The sequence below is a fragment of the Vibrio sp. 070316B genome (assembly GCF_013114115.1).
Classification (GTDB): Bacteria; Pseudomonadota; Gammaproteobacteria; order Enterobacterales; family Vibrionaceae; genus Vibrio; species Vibrio chagasii_B.
The window spans coordinates 57,519-78,451 of the sequence record NZ_VTYC01000003.1 but is presented as its reverse complement, the minus strand read 5'-3'; the positions used below and the strand labels follow the sequence as shown (position 1 = coordinate 78,451).

At 45.5% G+C, this 20,933-nt stretch carries 14 protein-coding genes and 1 pseudogene; 8 read left to right on the top strand and 7 right to left on the bottom strand.

The genetic code is table 11. From position 1 onward, the window contains the following. Positions 1-6: 6 nt before the first annotated feature. Positions 7-538, top strand: a pseudogene (locus F0251_RS04300) (AAA family ATPase). A 241-nt stretch (positions 539-779) separates the two neighbouring features. Here the strand turns inward: F0251_RS04300 and typA are convergent. Next, the gene (gene typA, locus F0251_RS04295) at positions 780-2,615 is read right to left on the bottom strand and encodes a translational GTPase TypA (protein WP_008218470.1); all 1,836 of its coding nucleotides are present in this window, start codon (positions 2,613-2,615) and stop codon (positions 780-782) included. A 562-nt stretch (positions 2,616-3,177) separates the two neighbouring features. On the opposite strand from typA, the gene glnA reads away from it, so the two are divergent. From glnA to F0251_RS04270, 5 genes are all read left to right on the top strand, one after another. Further along, positions 3,178-4,587, top strand: coding sequence for a glutamate--ammonia ligase (gene glnA, locus F0251_RS04290; RefSeq protein WP_008218471.1), 1,410 nt, complete (start codon positions 3,178-3,180; stop codon positions 4,585-4,587). A 233-nt stretch (positions 4,588-4,820) separates the two neighbouring features. Next, the gene (locus F0251_RS04285) at positions 4,821-5,378 is read left to right on the top strand and encodes a DUF4124 domain-containing protein (protein WP_171730396.1); all 558 of its coding nucleotides are present in this window, start codon (positions 4,821-4,823) and stop codon (positions 5,376-5,378) included. A 168-nt stretch (positions 5,379-5,546) separates the two neighbouring features. Continuing rightward, complete coding sequence (gene glnL / locus F0251_RS04280; protein WP_061033103.1) at positions 5,547-6,623, top strand: nitrogen regulation protein NR(II); 1,077 nt, start codon at positions 5,547-5,549, stop codon at positions 6,621-6,623. A gap of 107 nt (positions 6,624-6,730) precedes the next feature. After that, positions 6,731-8,134 carry a nitrogen regulation protein NR(I) gene (gene glnG / locus F0251_RS04275; RefSeq protein ID WP_061033102.1) on the top strand — a complete coding sequence of 468 codons (1,404 nt, stop codon included), beginning with the start codon at positions 6,731-6,733 and terminating at the stop codon, positions 8,132-8,134. Positions 8,135-8,242: 108 nt separating this feature from the next. Next, complete coding sequence (locus F0251_RS04270; protein WP_171730395.1) at positions 8,243-10,807, top strand: EAL domain-containing protein; 2,565 nt, start codon at positions 8,243-8,245, stop codon at positions 10,805-10,807. Between the two features lie 83 nt (positions 10,808-10,890). On the opposite strand, the gene hemN is transcribed toward F0251_RS04270, so the two are convergent. The 5 genes from hemN to F0251_RS04245 all read right to left on the bottom strand — a co-directional run bounded on the left by hemN (position 10,891) and on the right by F0251_RS04245 (position 15,443). Continuing rightward, positions 10,891-12,282, bottom strand: coding sequence for an oxygen-independent coproporphyrinogen III oxidase (gene hemN / locus F0251_RS04265; protein ID WP_008218481.1), 1,392 nt, complete (start codon positions 12,280-12,282; stop codon positions 10,891-10,893). 282 nt (positions 12,283-12,564) lie between these two features. Continuing rightward, the gene (locus F0251_RS04260; protein WP_008218483.1) at positions 12,565-13,053 is read right to left on the bottom strand and encodes a DUF2489 domain-containing protein; all 489 of its coding nucleotides are present in this window, start codon (positions 13,051-13,053) and stop codon (positions 12,565-12,567) included. A gap of 6 nt (positions 13,054-13,059) precedes the next feature. Continuing rightward, positions 13,060-13,617, bottom strand: coding sequence for a Der GTPase-activating protein YihI (gene yihI / locus F0251_RS04255; protein WP_008218484.1), 558 nt, complete (start codon positions 13,615-13,617; stop codon positions 13,060-13,062). After that, the gene (locus F0251_RS04250; RefSeq protein WP_032498331.1) at positions 13,617-14,255 is read right to left on the bottom strand and encodes a class I SAM-dependent methyltransferase; all 639 of its coding nucleotides are present in this window, start codon (positions 14,253-14,255) and stop codon (positions 13,617-13,619) included. Before F0251_RS04250 ends, yihI begins: the two co-directional genes overlap by 1 nt. 570 nt (positions 14,256-14,825) lie before the next feature. Then, positions 14,826-15,443, bottom strand: a complete 618-nt coding sequence (locus F0251_RS04245) for a cytochrome c (RefSeq protein ID WP_171730394.1) — start codon at positions 15,441-15,443, stop codon at positions 14,826-14,828. A gap of 148 nt (positions 15,444-15,591) precedes the next feature. On the opposite strand from F0251_RS04245, the gene yihA reads away from it, so the two are divergent. Both yihA and F0251_RS04235 read left to right on the top strand, forming a co-directional pair. Continuing rightward, positions 15,592-16,251, top strand: coding sequence for a ribosome biogenesis GTP-binding protein YihA/YsxC (gene yihA, locus F0251_RS04240; RefSeq protein ID WP_032498332.1), 660 nt, complete (start codon positions 15,592-15,594; stop codon positions 16,249-16,251). Positions 16,252-16,475: 224 nt separating this feature from the next. Continuing rightward, the gene (locus F0251_RS04235) at positions 16,476-17,075 is read left to right on the top strand and encodes a GTP-binding protein (protein ID WP_171730393.1); all 600 of its coding nucleotides are present in this window, start codon (positions 16,476-16,478) and stop codon (positions 17,073-17,075) included. A 506-nt stretch (positions 17,076-17,581) separates the two neighbouring features. Here F0251_RS04235 and polA read toward each other — a convergent pair. Continuing rightward, complete coding sequence (polA, locus tag F0251_RS04230) at positions 17,582-20,380, bottom strand: DNA polymerase I (RefSeq protein WP_105057726.1); 2,799 nt, start codon at positions 20,378-20,380, stop codon at positions 17,582-17,584. Positions 20,381-20,933: the final 553 nt, after the last annotated feature.

Genomic DNA, 20,933 nt, shown 5'->3' with positions numbered 1-20,933 from the left:
GCCCGTATGAACCCAATCATTATAACTGGCGGCCCTGGCGCTGGAAAAACCACACTGATTAATGCGTTGGCTGATACGGGCTACCTCACCTTCGCAGAGTCTTCTCGCCAGTTAATAGAACAACAAAGTCAGCTTGAAGACGGTATCTTGCCTTGGCTAGACCTTCCCGGCTTTGCTGAGCTTTGTTTAGGTGTGATGTGCGAGCAAAAATATCAAGCCAATCAACATCCGATTGCCTTTCTCGATCGCGCCATTCCCGACATCTGCGGTTATTTGGCTCAGGCTAACCTAGAGATAGATGCGACCTACCGAGATGCAAGCCAAGGTTACCACTCTCAAGTATTATTCTGTCGCCCCGAGGTTTCGATCTATGTTCAAGATGAAGTGCGCCCTTACCCATATTGAAGAAGCGTTAGAGCTTCACCACGCTCTAGTCAACGTCTATCAAGAGCTAGGTTATGAGGTGGTTGAAGTGCCGTTTATGTCGGTGGATGAGCGAGTTCAGTTCGTTGAAGGTTACTTGGGAATCAAAAGCTAGATTCCAGATATCTCGTTCCTCAATTCTGGAATGACGATGCGATGACAGGAAATGGATAAAAGAGAACAGGCACCGAAGATAGTCACCCTCCTAGTAATTGACTATCTCCAGTCTAAACACGCTCTTCGTATCCCGCATCTCGTTTACTCGTATCTTAGCTAACTAAAAAAACAAAAGCCCTGAGCAGCTTGGCTACTCAGGGCTTTCTTATTTACTTAGCTAGAAGCTAGTCAGCGAGCAATTAAGCTTTAGCTGGACGTGCTGCACGCTTACGTTCGTTTTCAGTAAGAAGCTTCTTACGGATACGAATGTTTTCTGGCGTTACTTCTACTAGTTCGTCTTCGTCGATGAACTCAAGAGCTTGCTCTAGAGTGTGACGGATAGGTGGCGAAAGAACCTGTGCTTCATCAGTACCAGATGCACGAACGTTCGTTAGCTGCTTACCTTTCAGACAGTTTACTGTCAGGTCGTTTGAACGGTTGTGAATACCGATGATTTGACCTTCGTATACTTCGTCCGCGTGCTCAGCGAATAGACGACCACGTTCTTGTAGGTTGAATAGAGCGTAAGTCAGAGCTTTACCTGTTGCGTTCGAGATTAGAACACCGTTGTTACGTTGACCAATTACGCCACCTTTGTGTGGACCGTAGTGATCGAACGTGTGGTAAAGAAGACCAGAACCAGACGTTAGCGTTAGGAACTCAGTTTGGAAACCGATAAGACCACGAGAAGGCATCATGAAGTCCATGCGAACTCGGCCTTTGCCATCTGGAGACATATCAGTTAGCTCACCTTTACGTAGACCGATGTTTTCCATGATGCCACCTTGGTGCTCTTCAAGCACGTCGATAGTCACAGTTTCAAACGGTTCTGTTAGGTTGCCATCTTCGTCTTTCTTGATGATTACTTCTGGACGAGATACTGCTAGCTCGAAGCCTTCACGACGCATGTTCTCGATCAGGATAGAAAGGTGAAGTTCACCACGACCAGATACACGGAAACGGTCTGGATCGTCTGTTTGTTCAACACGTAGTGCAACGTTGTGTACTAGTTCTTTCTCTAGACGCTCAAGGATGTTACGTGAAGTTACGAACTTACCTTCTTTACCCGCGAACGGAGAAGTATTTACTTGGAACGTCATTGTTACTGTTGGTTCATCAACAGAAAGCGGAGTCATCGCTTCAACGTTGTTCACATCACAGATAGTGTCAGAGATTTTAAGCTCACCAAGACCAGTGATTGCAATGATGTCACCAGCGTTAGCTTGTTCAACTTCGTGACGGTCAAGGCCTAGGTAACCTAGTACAGTACCTACTTTACCGTTACGCTTCTTACCGTCAGCGCCGATGATAGATACTTGTTGGTTTGGCTTAACAGAACCACGAGTAACACGTGCAACACCGATAACACCTACGTAAGAGCTGTAATCTAGTTGAGAAACTTGCATTTGTAGTGGACCGTCAAGGTCAACAGCTGGCGCGTCTACTGTATCAACAACAGCTTGGAACAATGGTTCCATGTCTGTACCAGTTTCGCCTTCAGTCATTGTTGCCCAACCGTTTAGAGCTGAAGCGTAAACAACTGTGAAGTCTAGCTGCTCATCAGTCGCACCTAGGTTGTCGAAAAGGTCGAATACTTGATCCATAACCCAATCAGGACGAGCGCCTGGGCGGTCAATCTTGTTGATTACAACGATTGGCTTAAGACCGTGTGCGAATGCTTTTTGCGTTACGAAACGAGTTTGAGGCATTGGGCCGTCAACTGCGTCAACGATAAGCAGAACAGAGTCAACCATAGACATGATACGCTCAACTTCACCACCGAAGTCCGCGTGTCCCGGGGTATCTACGATGTTGATGCGGTAATCATTCCAGTTGATTGCTGTGTTCTTAGCAAGGATGGTAATGCCACGCTCTTTTTCGATGTCATTCGAATCCATGACACGCTCTTCAGCTTCACCACGAGACTCTAGAGTACCTGACTGTTGTAGCAGTTTATCAACCAAAGTCGTTTTACCGTGGTCAACGTGCGCGATGATCGCGATATTTCTTAACTTATCAATCTGTGGAGTAGACATGGATTCTCGATTCACTCATAAAAGTAGCCGCAAATGACCTCTGAAAATAGAGGAAATGCCACTAGCTTGATTAAAAAAACGGTCAATAATATACCAGATTCTAGACAAAAACCCAGAAATATGTGATCTGAACCAAGGCTTTTTTCTTAGTTAGCGATTCACATTGGCTTAACTTTGATTCAGTACAGTGTTGGCTAGCAAAATCTGTAGGATTCTAAAAAGTCTCGTTCGCGAGTAACTCGCCGAAACTCTGGCTAAATAACAAAAGTGGATTGACAATGTCTGCAATTAATTGCTGAATGGTGTTCGCTTTTGTCTCATATTGGTGCACAGACAAACAATCGCACCAACTTGGTGCAACCAGAGATCATTTTGGTGCAAAATAAGAAGTAAGCGAAACAGTGAAACAAGTAAATCATTGAAATTAATGGAATAATTTTTTTGGCACGCTTTTGGCTATAGATAAATCAGCATCGATTAATGCACTTGTTAGACATTAATCAATGCTAGTTTCAACCGAATCGAGCTAATACCGAATTAATAACACTGGAGGTTATCCAAGATGTCAGTAGAAAATGTACTATCCCTGATCCAAGAGAACGAAGTTAAATTTATCGACTTACGTTTTACTGATACAAAAGGTAAAGAGCAGCATATCTCTATTCCTTCTCACCAAGTTGATGCAGACTTCTTCGAAGAAGGCAAAATGTTTGACGGCTCTTCAGTAGCTGGTTGGAAAGGCATTAACGAATCTGACATGGTAATGATGCCAGACGCAGCATCTGCTGTACTGGACCCATTCACAGAAGACGCAACACTAAACATCCGTTGTGACATTCTAGAGCCTGCAACAATGCAAGGCTACGACCGTGACCCACGCTCTATCGCTAAACGTTCTGAAGAGTACCTACGTTCTACTGGTATCGCAGACACAGTTCTAGTTGGTCCAGAGCCAGAGTTCTTCCTATTTGACGACGTTAAGTTCTCAAACGACATGTCTGGTTCTTTCTTCAAGATCGACGACGTAGAAGCAGCTTGGAACACAGGTACTGAATTCGAAGGCGGTAACAAAGGTCACCGTCCTGGCGTTAAAGGCGGTTACTTCCCAGTAGCTCCTGTAGATTCATCTCAAGACATCCGTTCAGCAATGTGTCTAGTAATGGAAGAGATGGGCCTAGTAGTTGAAGCTCACCACCACGAAGTAGCAACTGCGGGTCAAAACGAAATCGCAACTCGCTTCAACACGCTAACAGCAAAAGCTGATGAAACTCAAATCTACAAGTACGTTGTACACAACGTTGCTCACGCATTTGGTAAAACAGCGACATTCATGCCTAAGCCACTAGTTGGTGATAACGGTTCTGGTATGCACGTTCACCAATCTCTAGCAAAAGACGGTGTTAACCTGTTTGCTGGTGATAAGTACGGCGGCCTATCTGAAATGGCGCTTTACTACATCGGTGGTGTAATCAAGCACGCTCGTGCAATCAACGCGTTTGCTAACCCATCTACAAACTCGTACAAGCGTCTTGTACCTGGTTTCGAAGCACCTGTAATGCTTGCTTACTCAGCACGTAACCGTTCTGCTTCTATCCGTATCCCAGTAGTACCAAGCCCTAAAGCACGTCGTATCGAGCTACGTTTTGGTGACCCAGCAGCTAACCCATACCTATGCTACTCAGCAATGCTTATGGCTGGCCTTGACGGCATCAAGAACAAGATTCACCCAGGCGAAGCTATGGATAAAGATCTATACGACCTTCCTGCAGAAGAAGCAGCTGAAATCCCAACAGTTGCAGAATCTCTACAAGAAGCTCTAGCAGCGCTTAGCGAAGACCGTGAGTTCCTAACAGCTGGCGGCGTATTCTCTGACGACTTCATCGATTCTTACATCGCTCTGAAATCTGACGACGTACAACGCGTAAACATGGCTACACACCCACTTGAGTTTGAACTGTACTACTCAGTTTAATCTCAGGTAGAGATAAGCCATTTCTTACTGCAACCTTGTAAGAATCGCTAACTAAATATTAGGCTCGCCTCGCAGGCGGGCCTTTTTTATATTCTCCCAACCCCTCCTTCTTCGTAACATGCCTTAGATAATAGACAAAAGCCCTCAGAGCCTGTCGAACTAAACATAATAAAATCAATAACAAAGCTAACGCCAAACGTGAAATCACCTAACGGTGGAAAGAGGCCAACCATATGAAAAACATACTGTTCCTGATCGGGTTAACAGTCGCACTCTCATGCTCTGCTCAAACGGTTTATACCTGGGTGGATGAAGATGGCGTACTCCATTTTAGTGATACACCAACAGGCGAAGGTGCCAAGTCACTTCAGCTTCCGGATGTTCAAGCCTCAGCACCCGCACCTAAATTTGAGAGCTCTCAACCCGTTGACGCAAAAGCTTCAACACCCTCTCCAAGCCAAGAGCAACCTAACACACAACAACCTGAGCGAGAGGTCCCTGCGCCACTAGCTCTCACCATGCTCACTCCTATTCACGATCAAACCATTCGTAGCAACCGTGGGTTAGTCTCGATTCAAATCGAACTCAACCGCAAACTGGGCATTGGTGAGCAACTGCAATTGATGCTCGATGGGCGACGTTATGGCGCACCACAAACCCAACCGGCTTGGCAGTTGAAAGATATCGATCGAGGTACTCACACCATTGCAATTCAAGCACATAGAAGCGGCAAGCTTATTGCATCTACTACTCCAGTCACCGTGTATTTACATCGAGCGACGATCAAGTAGGCCAATGGGTTAAAAGAGACTGAATTACCGCGATTTTTCACCTGTTCTCAGCAGCTTTCAGCAACTTTATTGAATTATCTTTAGCTTCTGATTGATATGCGCCATACTTGAACTTAGCTACGCACCAATTTGGTGCAGTGAGAAAAACACCAGTTCAAGGACGAAACAGTGAATCGATCAGCCAAAAGCGACAGCATAGATACACACCATCTTTCCAACGCCATTCTCGACAATATGGTGACTTCGACATTGATGCTCGATGAACAGTTATACGTGCGATACGCCAACCCGGCGGCTGAACAACTCTTTTCACAAAGTGCGAGACGCATTGTTGATCACCCACTAAGTCAACTTATCCAACACGCCTCGCTCGACTTAGCACTGCTTACGCAACCTCTACAAAGCGGCCAGAGCATTACCGACAGTGACGTGACCTTTGTCGTCGACAACCGCCCGCTGATGCTTGAGGTGACGGTTAGTCCAATTACCTGGCAGCGTGAAACCCTGTTGCTCGTAGAGATGCGCAAGATAGACCAGCAAAGGCGCCTTAGCCAAGAGTTAAACCAGCATGCGCAACAACAAGCGGCGAAGCTGTTAGTGCGCGGTTTAGCTCATGAAATAAAGAACCCTTTAGGTGGCTTAAGAGGGGCAGCGCAATTACTTGGAAAGATGCTTCCCGATCAGTCGCTGAATGAATACACCCAGATCATTATTGAGCAAGCCGACCGCTTGCGTGCTCTGGTCGACCGCCTACTTGGCCCACAAAAGCCGGGAACCAAGTCAGAAGAGAACCTCCACCAGATACTCGAAAAAGTCAGACAGTTGGTCGAGCTCGAGTCCGGCTCCACACTGGCGATTGAGCGAGACTACGATCCAAGCTTGCCACCAATAGTGATGGACTCAGCGCAGGTGGAACAGGCGATGCTCAATATCGTGAGCAATGCGGCTCAGATTTTAAAGGCACAAGATTCGGGCAAAATTACCATTCGCACTAGAACGGTGCATCAAGCCAACATTCATGGTCAGCGACACAAACTCGCGGCACGTATTGAGATCAGCGATAACGGTCCAGGCATCCCCGATGAATTAAAAGACACCCTGTTCTACCCCATGGTCAGTGGCCGTGAAGGCGGCACAGGGCTGGGACTATCCATTTCTCAGAACCTGATCGACCAGCACAACGGAAAAATCGATGTCGAGAGCTGGCCAGGGAACACCACATTTACGATTTACTTGCCGATTTAAACGAAGTGACACCTCTCAATGAGAAACTGAGTTTCAGGCAAGGAACGAATACAGAACAATAAAAACAATGATTATCACAATAGATTTGGCTGCAAAGGAATTGAATTATGAGTAAGGGATACGTTTGGGTCGTCGATGACGACAGCTCTATCCGCTGGGTAGTAGAGAAAACACTTTCGTCTGCGGATATAAAGTGTGAAACATTTGCTGATGCCGAGAGCGTCCTGCTTGCTCTTGAACGCGAGACACCCGATGTACTGGTGTCTGATATCCGCATGCCCGGCATTGACGGGATCGAACTATTGCATCAAGTGCATCAGCGCTCTCCCGACCTCCCGGTGATCATCATGACGGCGCACTCCGACTTAGATGCTGCAGTCAATGCTTATCAAAAAGGTGCCTTTGAATATCTGCCTAAGCCATTTGATATCGATGAAACGCTCACGCTCGTAGAACGAGCGATCGCCCACAGCCAAGAGCAGAAGCGCGAACAAGCCAGTGAGGCCTCTGAAGAGACCAATGCGCCAGAGATCATTGGTGAAGCTCCGGCAATGCAGGAGGTATTTCGTGCTATTGGTCGTCTGTCTCGCTCATCAATATCAGTACTGATTAATGGTGAGTCGGGTACCGGTAAAGAGTTGGTTGCTCACGCTTTGCATCGTCATAGCCCAAGAGCAAAGAAGCCTTTCATCGCTCTCAATATGGCGGCAATACCGAAAGACCTCATCGAATCCGAACTGTTTGGTCACGAGAAAGGTGCCTTTACCGGCGCTAACAGCGTTCGCCAAGGACGCTTTGAACAAGCCAACGGCGGCACCCTATTTCTGGATGAGATAGGCGACATGCCACTCGATATTCAAACTCGTTTGTTGCGTGTACTTTCTGATGGTCAGTTCTATCGTGTCGGCGGTCACTCTGCAGTTAAGGTAGACGTTCGTATCGTTGCTGCAACCCACCAAGATCTAGAGCGACTAGTGCATGAAGGCGATTTCCGTGAAGATTTGTTCCACCGACTCAACGTTATTCGGATTCACATTCCTGCCCTACGTGAACGTAAACAAGATATCGAAAAGTTGACTCATCACTTCCTAGCCTCAGCGGCTGAAGAGTTGGGTGTGGAAGTAAAAACACTGCACCCAGAAACCATAATCAAGCTGAACCAGCTAAATTGGCCAGGTAACGTTCGTCAACTAGAGAACATTTGTCGTTGGCTGACCGTGATGGCGAGCGGTAGTGAAATCCTTCCTTCAGACCTACCACCGGAGCTATTGGAAGAAAAAACCGCCACACCATCAGGTACTGGAGATAACTGGCAGCAGCTACTTGCTAATTGGGCAAAATGTGCGCTTGATTCAGGAGAAAAAGAGCTGCTCACTTATGCTCTTCCGGAATTTGAACGTATACTGCTAGAGGCTGCACTCAACCATACCAATGGTCACAAACAAGACGCAGCCAAGGTTTTGGGCTGGGGAAGAAACACCCTAACTCGTAAACTCAAAGAACTGTACTAGGCCTTATATGACTCTCGATGCAGCTACTTTTTAACCAAAAAAGTGTCGCTTGGTTTGAATAGTGTCGGTACAATTACAGTACACTATTCACCAAAGTTGTAGCTAACGATGTCTTTGAAAACACAAATTACATTGAGAACCGCTGTGGTTCTGCCCTTCGTGTTGATTTTTCTGTGCACTATGGGCGTAATGGTTTTCACTCAAAAGCAAAGCTACAAAGAGATGGTGAGTGATATTAGTGCACGTCAGCTAACATCACTCACAGATAACGTTCACAAAAGCCTGGCCGAATTCTTAGAAAGGCCATTTCACGCCAATCTCTCGCTCAGTCAGAACATCGGCTATCACAAGCTTTATCAGCCCGGAAACCTGAGTCAGGTTCAAGACTACATCCTTTATAAGTTTTCTGACCATTTCACAGCCGTCCCTCAATTAGATGTGATCGGCTTTGGTTCAGAAGACGGTAACTATATCGGTTTTCGTAAAGAGGCCAACAACGGCTATACCTTAATGCTCCAAGATGACCGCACTCAAGATCAGCTGGTTATCTATCGCGGCAGTAAGATCAGTGACGATATTCGCTCGGTCATTTCCGGATACGATCCTAGAGTTCGTCCTTGGTATCGCCCAGTGGTCAATGACAAACAGCCGTCATGGTCTCCAATCTATGCCAACGCGGACGAACGCCAAGAGATCACCCTTTCAGCTCTTGCTCCTATCTATGACGACAACGAGTTCAAAGCAGTTATCGTTAGCGATATCAAGATCAACACCTTCAACGCATTCTTGAGAGAACTGAAAGAAAAAACCGATGCGTCGGTTTACATCATCGATCAGCAGCAACGCTTGGTTGCCCACTCAGGTAGTGGCAGTGTGGTTTCTTGGGGGACAGGAAAAACACATAAAGGCCAACGCTTATTGGCCATCGAGAGTGCTAACCCTGTGATACGAGAGAGCGCCAGCTACGTTGACCAGCAGCACTTGATTGAAAATATGGGCGTCCAACGCTTCAGGTTTACCCTAGATGGCGAGCAGTACTTCAATCAAATAACGCCTTATCAAGATGAATACGGCATTACTTGGTTTATCGGCATGTCGATCCCAGAAACTAATCTGCTTGGTGAACTGCCTGAAAGTCAAAGAAATAGCTGGTTGATTGGACTCGCACTAAGCTGCATTGGCATCATCCTAGGTTTAATTGCCTTTAACCGAGTAACCCAGCCAATTACCTCCACCGCTGATGCTGCAAAGCGCCTTGCCAACGGTGACTGGGACAGTAGCATGCCAAGGTCTGGCAATATCTATGAAACCAGTATGTTGGTCGAAGCGTTCAATGAGATGGCCAGCAACTTGAAAACCTCATTCAAGCAGCTTCAGTCTCAGCTGACTTATGATTCGCTCACTAAGCTCTATAGCAGAGAGGGCTTTATCGATGCAGCCAAGAAAAGTGTAGGAAACGATAAAGGCACGCTTTTCTTGGTAGGTATAGACCGCTTCCGCGACATCAATGACAGCCTTGGTCATTACAATGGCGACCAACTGTTGATCATATCGGCAGCGCGCTTACGAGGCATGCTGCCATCAGAGTATCTACTGGCTCGTACTGGTGGTGATGAGTTTGCTATCTACGCACCAAGCGTCACTCAAGAGAGTGACGTTCAGCTGCTGGCAAATCGCCTACTGCAGACCTTCGCCTCTCCGTTTGCGATGGAGTCTGAGAGTGTGGTTGTCAAAGTCTCTATCGGTATTGTCCATGTATCCAACGATCAAGATATTGCTGTGTGGCTTCGCAATAGCAGCATTGCATTGAGCAACGCCAAGCAAGACAAAGCCCGCGTCAGTATCTACAGCCCGGAAATGGGGAACGCTTCTAGGCATAGAACCAAGATGTTGGCGCGTCTCAATAAAGCGATCGACCTTCAACAGTTCGAACCATTTTATCAGCCAATCATCGATCTCGAATCAGGCTCAACCATAGGGGCTGAAGCGCTAGCGCGTTGGGTAACAGATGAAGGCATTATCTCACCATTAGAGTTTATTCCTCTTGCCGAGGAGAGCGGCCTTATCTACGACATAGGTAAGCAGATCCTGCACAAGTCTTGCCGAGATACGGCTATCGCAATCGAGTCAGGCAAGTGGAGTGAAGACTTCTCTATTCACGTTAATCTCTCAGTTGACCAGCTTAGTGAGAATGGGTTCATTGATTTAGTGAAGAAGACTCTGAGTGAGACCAAGCTACCAGCGAAGAACCTCACCTTGGAGATCACCGAATCGCGAATCGTCGACAACGACCCAACGGTCATCGACAACATGCTGACACTCAAAGCATTAGGTATCTCAATTGCGATTGATGATTTTGGTACCGGATATTCGTCGCTGGCCTACCTACAAAAACTGCCATTCGACTGCCTTAAGATCGACCGCAGCTTCGTCAGCAAGCTCGATAAAGAGAACCTAGACAGCTCAATTGTTGCCGCTATCGTCAATATCACCAAAGGCTTCAAGGTTAGCTTAGTCGCTGAAGGGGTTGAGACTCAGCAGCAAGCTGACTTGCTTAAACAGCTACAATGTCCGCAGGCGCAAGGCTTCCTATACAGTCGCCCGGTGCCGTTTGACCAATGGCCGACTGATCTTGCTAACGCTAAACAAGGCCGCAAACAGACTACTGCCTAAGCAAGCTAAGATTAGAGTAAGTCGAATACAAAAATGCCAGCGTGATGCTGGCATTTTTTATGTTTTTATTCTCGAGCGAGTAATTAGATAACTCGAGAGAACTGCTGTTGGCGAGCCTTAGCACGCAAGTATTTATCGAAACACATACAGATGTTACGAATCAACAGACGACCACGAAGCGTTACACGGATTTCCTTGTCGTCTACCTCAACCAAGTCATCGTTGATGAAGGTTTGCAGAAGCTCTAAGTCTTCTTTGAAGTAGCGATTAAAATCAACAGCAAACTCAGATTCGATCATCGTCTTGTCGAGTTTGAAGTTACAGATCAGCTGCTTAATCACTTCACGACGCAGTAAATCATCGTTATCGAGTGCTACACCTTTCCAAAGCGCATGGCGAAGGTCATTCACTTGAGCGTAGTATTTCTTCAGCTCTTTTTGGTTTTGCGCGTAAGAGTCACCCACCATAGAGATAGCCGACACACCAAAACCTACTAGGTCACATTCGCCCTGAGTCGTGTAGCCTTGGAAATTACGGTGCAACACACCTTCACGCTGCGCCACTGCTAGCTCATCTTCAGGAAGTGCGAAATGGTCCATACCGATAAACTGGTAACCAGCACCCGTTAGCGTCTCGATAGTATCTTGCAAGATCGCCATCTTCTCTTCAGCTTTTGGCAGGTCTTCATCTTTAATCTTACGCTGCGCCGCAAACAGTTGTGGCATGTGAGCGTAGTTAAATACCGATAGACGACCCGGTTTCATCTCAAGCACTTGCTTCAGCGTTTCAGCGAACAATGCTTGAGTCTGCTTCGGTAGGCCGTAAATCAAATCTAGGTTCGTTGAACGGAAGCCAAGCTCTTTAGCACGCTGAACCATAGCGACGATGAACTCTTCATCTTGCTCACGATTAACCAGCTTTTGCACTTCTTTATTGAAATCTTGAACACCGATACTCAGGCGGTTGAAGCCTTCGTTGCGCAGGTGATCCAGCACATCGAGTTCAATCTCACGTGGGTCAACCTCGATGCTGATCTCAGCGTCAGCAGTGAAGTTAAACTCATCACGTAGAATCATCATTAGACGCGTGATTTGTGTCTTGCTTAGGAAGGTTGGTGTACCACCGCCGAAGTGCAATTGAGTCACTTCGCGACCATTCAATAAAGAAGCACGTTGGCGGATTTCATGCTCAATCACATCTAGGTACTCGTCCGCTTTGTGCGAGTGACGAGTAATCACCTTGTTACAACCACAGTAGTAACAAAGCTTATGGCAGAACGGGATATGCACGTAAAGCGACAGTGGACGCTCTGGGTATTGCGTACACGCCATGTCGTAATCAGAGACGGTAAACGCTTCATGGAACTCCAACGCAGTTGGGTATGAAGTGTAACGAGGTCCCGAATAGTTGTACTTGTTTAAGATTTCTTGGTCCCAAACGATTTGCTGATTCGTTGTTACTGGCTTGCTCGACATAGCGGTACTTCCAATTTAGATCCGCGAGAACGTAGGCTCTCTCAAATCAATTTACATACATTAAAATATAGACGGGTTATTTTGCCACACGACCTGTAAGGTCGTTTCAAGACAAAATCCATTTTCTAGATAAAAACTCAGAACTGCTAGCTTGATCACTAACAATGCACCGGAATACAGAGGCGCAAAAGGTAAGAAGGCTCATTTAGCTCTCGGGTTAAAGATAATTCATCTTAAAAACACCGGTAGTAAACAAGCCTCTATATTTAATAGTCTTAGTGACTAGATCATCTGGATGTTGATTTGGTTATTAAGAGGCTTAACCTTCTCTTGCAACCTTTTCAAATCTTCGATGACTGCATCGTTCAAGCGAGTCTCGGCCTTGTGGCGTGTGAGATTCTGCTGCATGCGCTCTTTCTTTGTCAGTTCCTGCCTTTCTTCTCCGCGCGCCATATCTTTAACAATATGGTACAGCTCGGAAAGGGCCGGATATTCTGCGTCAAGGTCGACACGCTCATCTCCCTGAACATTATCCATGATGATACACACTCGGATACTGATCTCAGGCAAATCACACTGGCCTTGAATACCCGCAAGACACAAAGTATTTACGTTTTCGTAAATCGTCGCGTTACGTTTTTCAATCGCTAGTGCTTGATGCTGCTTTTGCAACTCCGTCTGCTTCTTCACTTGAAGTAGAAGGTAACCTGCGTAAGAGCCCAAGCCGAGAATGATAATTCCACCAGCAATTGCTAATAAGGTTACGTTCATTGGCTATTAACCTTTAAAGCTGTCTAAGTCGATGTCTTCGAACTGAGATAACAAGTCTTCGTCAGAGCTTGCTTTCTTTTTCGATACAACGGGTGCTTCTTCGAAGATTTCTTCTTCATCGTCTTCTGGCTCTAGCAAACCTAAACGGCCCATTAGGTGCTCAATGCGATCAAGCTTCTCATCAACGAACTTCTGTAGACCAGCACCTAGGTTTTCACCATTTTCGATACGGTCTAGTAGTGTGTTCAGCTGTGGATCATTCTCAAGCATCTCTAACTCTTGCTCGTTAGATAGCTTACGCTCTTGCTTAGTCAGCTTCTTCACTGGTTCAACGATCAGTGGGATTTTTTTCTTGCTACCTAAACGTGGGTCGCGATCTTGTGCAGCTTTACGCTGTTTTGCTTCGCTACCATCTGAGTGGCGGCTACCCGATTTTAGGCCCTTGCGCTTTTTAATACGCTTACGTTCACGGCCTTCAACGTCAGATTCGCTACGGTTACGAGTAACGATAACTTCAGGAGCACCATATGCTCCCGGCTTTCTAGATTTTTTACTACGGCTCATTACTGGGTCTTCCTCAGTAAAATTACATCATTTCCAATAAATTCGAGTTCGAGCTTATCCCGCTCAGCCAAAAACTGGAATGTTTGACGACTAAAGAAGACGACATGTGTCGGGTCATTCTTATAGTGCCAACCAGCAAACGCGTCCACGTCTATTACTAGCTTGGTCATCAGACCAATCCAGCCCTTGGGCTTAACTAAATTCAACCATTGCTGCCACACCTTATCTGGGTGGTAAAGATGTTCTATCACCTCGGTGGCAGTCATAAAGTCATACGTTTTCTCCAGCACAGAAGTTTCTGGGTGGTAGTAAATATCGTATAACTCCATGGTGTGTCCGGCTTCTTCTAACATAATAGATAGCGTGGGGCCTGGGCCACAACCAAAATCCAACCCGTGTGAGTTAGATGAAATTTTGTCTGTTAATGGATCCGCGATGCGAGATAAAAAGCGGCGATAACCAGCATCACTGGGATCGTTCTCATGAAGATCATAGTGCGCTTTCTCTTCGTTTGCTTCTAACCTTTGATCTGGTTTTACAAATACCAGCTCACATTGCTGACACTGCAGATAGGCTCTGCGTTTGTCTTCAAAATAGTGATTCACGCCATGGTGATGGCATAAGGGACAAGTATACATAGCACATCCTTAAACAGGGATGCGAAACATACCAGAAACTGCGTTTATAGTGGAGAGGTATTGGGTGTTTTTTCATCAAATCAATAAAAAAAGCGATAGGAAAACCTATCGCTCTCTAAATCTGCCTATATCGGCCAAAATTTGCATACTCAACTTGGTACACAAATCTCCATTTGTTATTGGTGCTTTCCATGCCAAATTTGTTTGTTGTTCATCGTCCTGATGAGTTTTGGCTATCCTTTTCTAACACCTTGTTGCTGGGCTGTCCTAGCCTGATCCGTTTCTGTCTATACCGTTAGACTAGATGATCATCCATATCTAAGTCAGCTCCTAGCTGATGGCGGTTACTTTACCGTGTTACAAAAAGACTACAATAGTGCGACTTCACACTTTCGCACACAAATTGATCACACATAGATAAATTAGACATAAAAAGACAAAGCATCACTAATATCTATTAAACAGCACTTAAAAAAGAAAACGCCCCAATCATTTCTGATCAGGGCGTCTTCTTCAATCTCGCTCGAACGTACATTTCTTCACTCTGGCTAAGAGCGAGAAACCGACAAATTAGTGTAGACCACCAACGTACTTCGATAAGGTATCAATTTCTGCGTCTGTTAACTTTTTAGCTACATCACGCATCATCGCATTCATGTCGTTATTACGGCTACCATCGCGGAATTTTTCAAGTTGAGCCTTGATGTATTCTGCGTGTTGACCTGAAATTTTAGGGAAACCTGACAGCTCGGTGCCGTTACCACGAGGGCCGTGACAAGCGATACACGCTGTTAGGCCGCGCTCTGCGTTGCCCGCTGTGTAAAGTACCTTACCTTCATCAACTACGTTTTCAGGTGTAGAGTTGTTAGAGATAGGTAGAGATGCGTAGTATGCCGCTAGGTCAGCCATATCTTCTTCAGATAAAGGCATCGCCATTGCACCCATTACAGGTTCATAACGACCTTGCTTACCACCACTCGTCATACCTAGCTTAAGCTCCTTTAACTGCTTCTCTAGGTACTTCTCATGTTGACCAGCCAACTTAGGGTACTGAGTGATCAGACTGTTGCCGTCAGCACTGTGGCAGGCAACACATGTTTGTGATTTGGCTTTACCAGCTTCAATACTACCTTGAGCCCATACTGAGCAGCTGGCTAAAAGACTCAAAATTAGCGCTAATTTCTTCATGACATTCCATTATAATTATCAAGCTTCCAGTACCACTCTATGTTGCCACTCATGGTACAATAGGCGACCTTATGCCGAGCACGGTTATTTTACACAAATTCACAAAAAAGTAATCAATCGACTACACAAAGTCGAGATGGAGTTAACAGTGAGCGTAAAAATTCATTATCAAAACACGCATTTCATTACCAGTGCACCTGATATTCGTCACTTACCAGAAGACGAAGGGATCGAAATTGCGTTTGCAGGACGCTCCAATGCTGGTAAATCTAGCGCGCTAAATCGCGTTACCAACCAAAAAAGCTTAGCGAAAACCAGTAAAACACCTGGTCGAACTCAGCTTATTAACCTATTTAAGGTAACGGACGGTTGTCATATCGTCGATTTACCTGGATACGGTTTTGCTCAAGTACCGCTTGAGATGAAGAAAAAGTGGCAGAAGTCGCTAGGTGAATACCTACAAAAACGTGAATCGTTAAAAGGTTTGGTGGTATTGATGGACATTCGCCACCCGATGAAAGACCTAGACCAACAAATGATTTTCTGGGCCATTGATAGCCGTATTCCAGTACAAGTACTGCTAACTAAGGCCGACAAGCTGAAACAAGGCGCGCGTAAAGCACAGCTGCTGAAGATTCGCAAAGATGCAGAGTCTTTCGGTGGTGATGTCGCCGTTGACGTATTCTCTTCATTGAAAGGCATTGGTGTTGACCAACTGCGTAACAAGATGGATGAATGGTTTGCTCCAGCGCTTGCTGAACAACTCATCGACGAGCTAGAAAACGAAGAGCACAACGATTCAGAGTAACCTCTATATATAGAGGGAGCACATAGCGAATCGATCGCGACTTCAACAGATCGCACCTTATCAATACCCTGCCTTATATAGGTGGGGTATTTTTTTGTCTATAAATTAGCGGTTTAAACTCAAAAACCGAGAATAAAAAGCAAGATAAACCCGTTACAAACAACAGAAGTGAACCATACTAAAAGACAAACTTTTATAAACAGTACAATGAGAAAGGAACACTCATGTGGAAAATACCCCTAGTCACAATGGCACTGATAATGGTTTCATTTTCAGGGTTCGCCTCTGAAGCAGACACAACAGAAACTCCGCTGATCAACGTTGATATGACCTTAGACTTAGATGGTATGGAGAAATACGCTCAAGATGCGAGTGAGTCTCTTGAGGTAATATCACAATCGCTGCAGGCCATCGTTAATAACCCTAATCTTAGCGACGAGCAACAACTGGCGCTTAATCAAACGGTTGAAAGCATCAACAAACTTGCCGATACAACCAAGACCTCGCTCCATCAACTGCCACAAGCCTTAGACCAATCTCGCGTTGCCTTTAAGCAGACAAGCCAAACGCTGCTCGATGATATCCAAACCAAGATCATCATTGCGTTGGTTGCCGTTGTCGGTGTGATTATTATCGCCCTAACCGCGATTTATCTACTGATCTTGAAGCCAATGCAGCAAACCTTGGTAAAGGCGACCAACAATATCTCTTCGATGGCGCAATCCATCCAGATCACCGCCGAAGCACTGAAATACAGCACCGAGAAACAACAGAAAATCATGGACTACATTGAGCATTCACCCACTCAATGCACTGATAAATAGGGCGCGAGCGATCAATCCTTTATCGGCAACTTGTAAAATAAAAGTTATTTCAAATGATAAAACAATCATTTTATGTGTGGATTTAAATTACCAATTGCTGATTGAATTCCAAATTCACCACGAATGAAAGAGAGAAAGAAGACACGTAAAAAGCGTAATAAAAGAACTAGAAATGGGGCGTTTTTCAGGGGAGTTGTAGGGTGGAAATATTTTTCTTTCGCACAAGAAAAAACGCCCCAGTCAAATACTGACTGGGGCGGCTGAATCAGCCTAATCCAATAACGTGAAACAAAAGGTCTGAAAGATAGAACATCTTACCTCTGTACCCTACGAGATTTAATGTACAACAATTGCTCAGAAATGAAAACAATTTTTGTAGTTTTTTTTCATGAATGTTTTATTAAAACACCCAAACTCTTTTCCCAACCCAACTTTATTTGAGACAAAAAAAAGCCAGTGTTTGTGCACTGGCTCATACTAATTTACTCAATAAGGTCAAAAACTGATTAGTGGGCTTGATCCCAGTTGTCACCGTGGCCAGCTTCCGCAACCAACGGTACTTCTAGCTCAGCAGCAGATTCCATCAATTCTTGTACTTTACTTTCAATTTCGGCTAAAGATGACTCTTCCACTTCAAATACCAATTCATCGTGTACTTGCATCAGTAGCTTAACTCGACCATCACCTTCCGCTTGAATCCACTCATCAACCAACAACATCGCTTTCTTGATGATGTCTGCCGCCGTGCCTTGCATTGGCGCATTGATCGCCGCACGTTCAGCTGCCTTACGACGCATACCGTTACGCGATTGGATTTCAGGTAGGTGCAGACGACGACCATAAATGGTTTCAACGAAGCCCTGCTCTGAAGCAGCACTACGCGTGTCTTCCATGTACTGCATCACACCAGGGTAGCGCTCGAAGTAAGTATCCATGTAGTGCTGCGCTTCACCACGAGGAATACCGAGCTGCTTAGCCAAGCCAAAGGCACTCATACCGTAGATAAGACCGAAGTTAACCGCTTTAGCACGACGACGTTGCTCAGAAGTCACATCCTCAATATTAACGCCAATGATCTCAGCTGCCGTTGCCGCGTGGATATCTTTTCCTTGTTGGAATGCCTCCAGAAGCGCTTTATCTCCCGATAGATGCGCCATGATACGCAATTCAATTTGAGAGTAATCGACCGCTAGAATCTTCCAACCATGCTGTGCAACGAATGCTTGGCGAATACGACGACCTTCTTCATTACGAATTGGGATGTTCTGTAGGTTTGGATCGGTCGAAGACAAACGACCTGTCGCCGTTACCGCTTGATGATACGAGGTGTGAACACGACCCGTTTCCGCATTGATCATCTTCGGCAGCTTGTCTGTGTAAGTAGACTTCAGCTTCGCCAGACCACGATACTCAATGATCAACTTAGGTAGCGGGTAATCTAACGCCAATTCCTGTAGTACTTCTTCATTGGTTGAAGGCGAGCCAGATGGCGTTTTCTTGATAACAGGCAGGCCCATTTTCTCAAACAGAATCGCTTGCAGCTGTTTCGGCGAGTTCATGTTGAACTCTTGCTCGGCAATCTCGTAAGCTTTTTGCTCTAACTCATCAAGACGAACCGCAATCTCTTGTGACTGTGCACCTAGCAACATGTCATCGACGAATACACCGGTACGTTCAATGCGAGACATGACTGGAATCAGCGGTACTTCGATCTCTTCATAAATCGCTTTTAGCTTTTCATCTTGCTCGATATTTTCCATCAAGCGGTTATGCAGACGCAGTGTTACGTCAGCATCTTCAGCCGCATATGGAGACGCTTCACCCAACTCAATCTGGTTGAACGTCAGTTGTTTCTTACCTTTGCCCGCAATCTGCTCAAACGAGATGCAGCTGTGTTGTAAGAAACGTAGCGCTAAGCTGTCCATGTCATGTTTACCGCCAACGCTATTGAAAACGTAAGACGCTAGCATGGTGTCATGCTTAATGCCTTTCATCTCAATACCGTAGCGCGCTAAAACGCTCATATCGTACTTGAGGTTTTGACCCACTTTAGCCTGTGCATCATCTTCAAGAATCGGTTTCAGCTGTTCTAGTACCCAATCACGATCCAGTTGCTGTGGTGCGTCTAGGTAGTCATGAGCAACCGGTACGTAAGCGGCAACGCCTTCTTCGGTTGCGAATGATAAGCCAACCAAGTTAGCCACCATGTAATCTAGGCTGTCTGTCTCAGTATCAAAAGCAAACACCTCTGCCGCTTTCAACTTCTCTAGCCAAGCGTTGAAACTCTCTTCATCAAGAATGGTTTCGTACTTGCTACGATCAATCGTCACTGCTGAAGTATTCATTTCAACGGTTGAGGTTGCCGATGCACCACTGCTACGTACAGCGCCAGATTTCTCATCGGCTTCAACTACGCCAGTACCGCCCTCAAGAAGCTCATTCAGCCAAGATTTGAAGACCAGTTGACCATATAGCTTAATTAGCTCATCGGTGTTTGGTTGGGTTTTTACGAGTGACTCTGGTGTCTCTTCAAGTTCAACATCCAGTTTAATCGTCGCCAGTTGGTAAGACATTTCAGCGTTGTCTTTATTGTCGATAAGCTTCTTAGCCATCGTCTTAGAACCACGGAAACCAAGCGCTGCAATATCATCTAGGTTCTGGTACAACTTCTCGATGCTACCAATGCCTTGTAGTAGAGCAGTTGCTGTTTTGTCACCAACACCTGGAACGCCAGGAATGTTATCCACTTTATCGCCCATCAGTGCAAGGTAGTCGATAATCAGCTCAGGTGGGATGCCAAACTTCTCTATCACGCCTTCGCGATCCATCACCACGTTGGTCATGGTATTGATCAAAGTAACGTTGTCATCAACCAGCTGCGCCATATCTTTATCGCCAGTACTGATCAAAACCGGCATGCCCGCTTTAGATGCTTGAGAAGCCAGCGTACCAATCACATCATCCGCTTCAACGCCTGGGATCGAGATAAGTGGTAGACCCATTGCGCGAATCACGTTGTGCAAAGGTTCGATCTGACAACGTAGATCATCCGGCATAGGTGGACGATTAGCCTTGTACTCTGGGTACATGTCATCACGGAACGTCTTTCCTTTTGCATCAAAAATAACCGCAATACGATCAGAAGCAAATTGACGCATCATGCTGCGCAGCATGTTAACTACACCGTAAACCGCGTTAGTCGGGATATCACCATTGCTCATGGTGCCAGGGTAAGCATGAAACGCGCGATATAAGTAAGAAGAGCCATCGATCAGAATCAATGGATTATCAGGAATACGAGCCATAATGTTTGTGTATCCAGTAAGTACAGAAATTATCTGTTAAGAATGCCACGTCTGTTGGTTGGATTCCACGTTGTCGATCCGTATCCGTTCACTCGGTTGTGTTCGATATAATCAATTTGTTGTTATTTTTTGTTCTTAGACACAGGCGTTCTGTGGATAACTCTGTTTATATTATTTATCCACCCTGTTGAGAACTAAGACAGATAGAGCAAAAAACACAACCAAACCATTGAAAATAAAGTAAAAATTTACAGATCGAACAGATGATCAACGATCTTTTTAAGATCTTGCGTTGTGGAAAAGAATGCTGATGGCGTTTTATTCATAAAAATACGTGCCACTAAATATGCATCTTGTTGAAATGGTAGGCATAAAAAAAGCGACACCCGAAGATGTCGCCTAGCAAAAACCGGTAAAGCCATTCAAATTGAATACCACAGCTGTACCTAAAAGCTATAAATTACACTGGAAGCAATGTGAGCAATGTCGTGTCAAAAAGAACTTAGTACAAGTTCGCGAGAATTCTGTTGGGTAACCAAGTTGATACTCGATT

What these genes read in the sequence shown, in the direction of transcription:
- typA (WP_008218470.1), bottom strand. Translation starts at nt 2,615, where the DNA reads ATGTCTACTCCACAGATTGATAAGTTAAGAAATATCGCGATCATCGCG.
- glnA (WP_008218471.1), top strand. Translation starts at nt 3,178, where the DNA reads ATGTCAGTAGAAAATGTACTATCCCTGATCCAAGAGAACGAAGTTAAA.
- F0251_RS04285 (WP_171730396.1), top strand. Translation starts at nt 4,821, where the DNA reads ATGAAAAACATACTGTTCCTGATCGGGTTAACAGTCGCACTCTCATGC.
- glnG (WP_061033102.1), top strand. Translation starts at nt 6,731, where the DNA reads ATGAGTAAGGGATACGTTTGGGTCGTCGATGACGACAGCTCTATCCGC.
- F0251_RS04270 (WP_171730395.1), top strand. Translation starts at nt 8,243, where the DNA reads ATGTCTTTGAAAACACAAATTACATTGAGAACCGCTGTGGTTCTGCCC.
- hemN (WP_008218481.1), bottom strand. Translation starts at nt 12,282, where the DNA reads ATGTCGAGCAAGCCAGTAACAACGAATCAGCAAATCGTTTGGGACCAA.
- F0251_RS04260 (WP_008218483.1), bottom strand. Translation starts at nt 13,053, where the DNA reads ATGAACGTAACCTTATTAGCAATTGCTGGTGGAATTATCATTCTCGGC.
- yihI (WP_008218484.1), bottom strand. Translation starts at nt 13,617, where the DNA reads ATGAGCCGTAGTAAAAAATCTAGAAAGCCGGGAGCATATGGTGCTCCT.
- F0251_RS04250 (WP_032498331.1), bottom strand. Translation starts at nt 14,255, where the DNA reads ATGTATACTTGTCCCTTATGCCATCACCATGGCGTGAATCACTATTTT.
- F0251_RS04245 (WP_171730394.1), bottom strand. Translation starts at nt 15,443, where the DNA reads ATGAAGAAATTAGCGCTAATTTTGAGTCTTTTAGCCAGCTGCTCAGTA.
- F0251_RS04235 (WP_171730393.1), top strand. Translation starts at nt 16,476, where the DNA reads ATGTGGAAAATACCCCTAGTCACAATGGCACTGATAATGGTTTCATTT.
- polA (WP_105057726.1), bottom strand. Translation starts at nt 20,380, where the DNA reads ATGGCTCGTATTCCTGATAATCCATTGATTCTGATCGATGGCTCTTCT.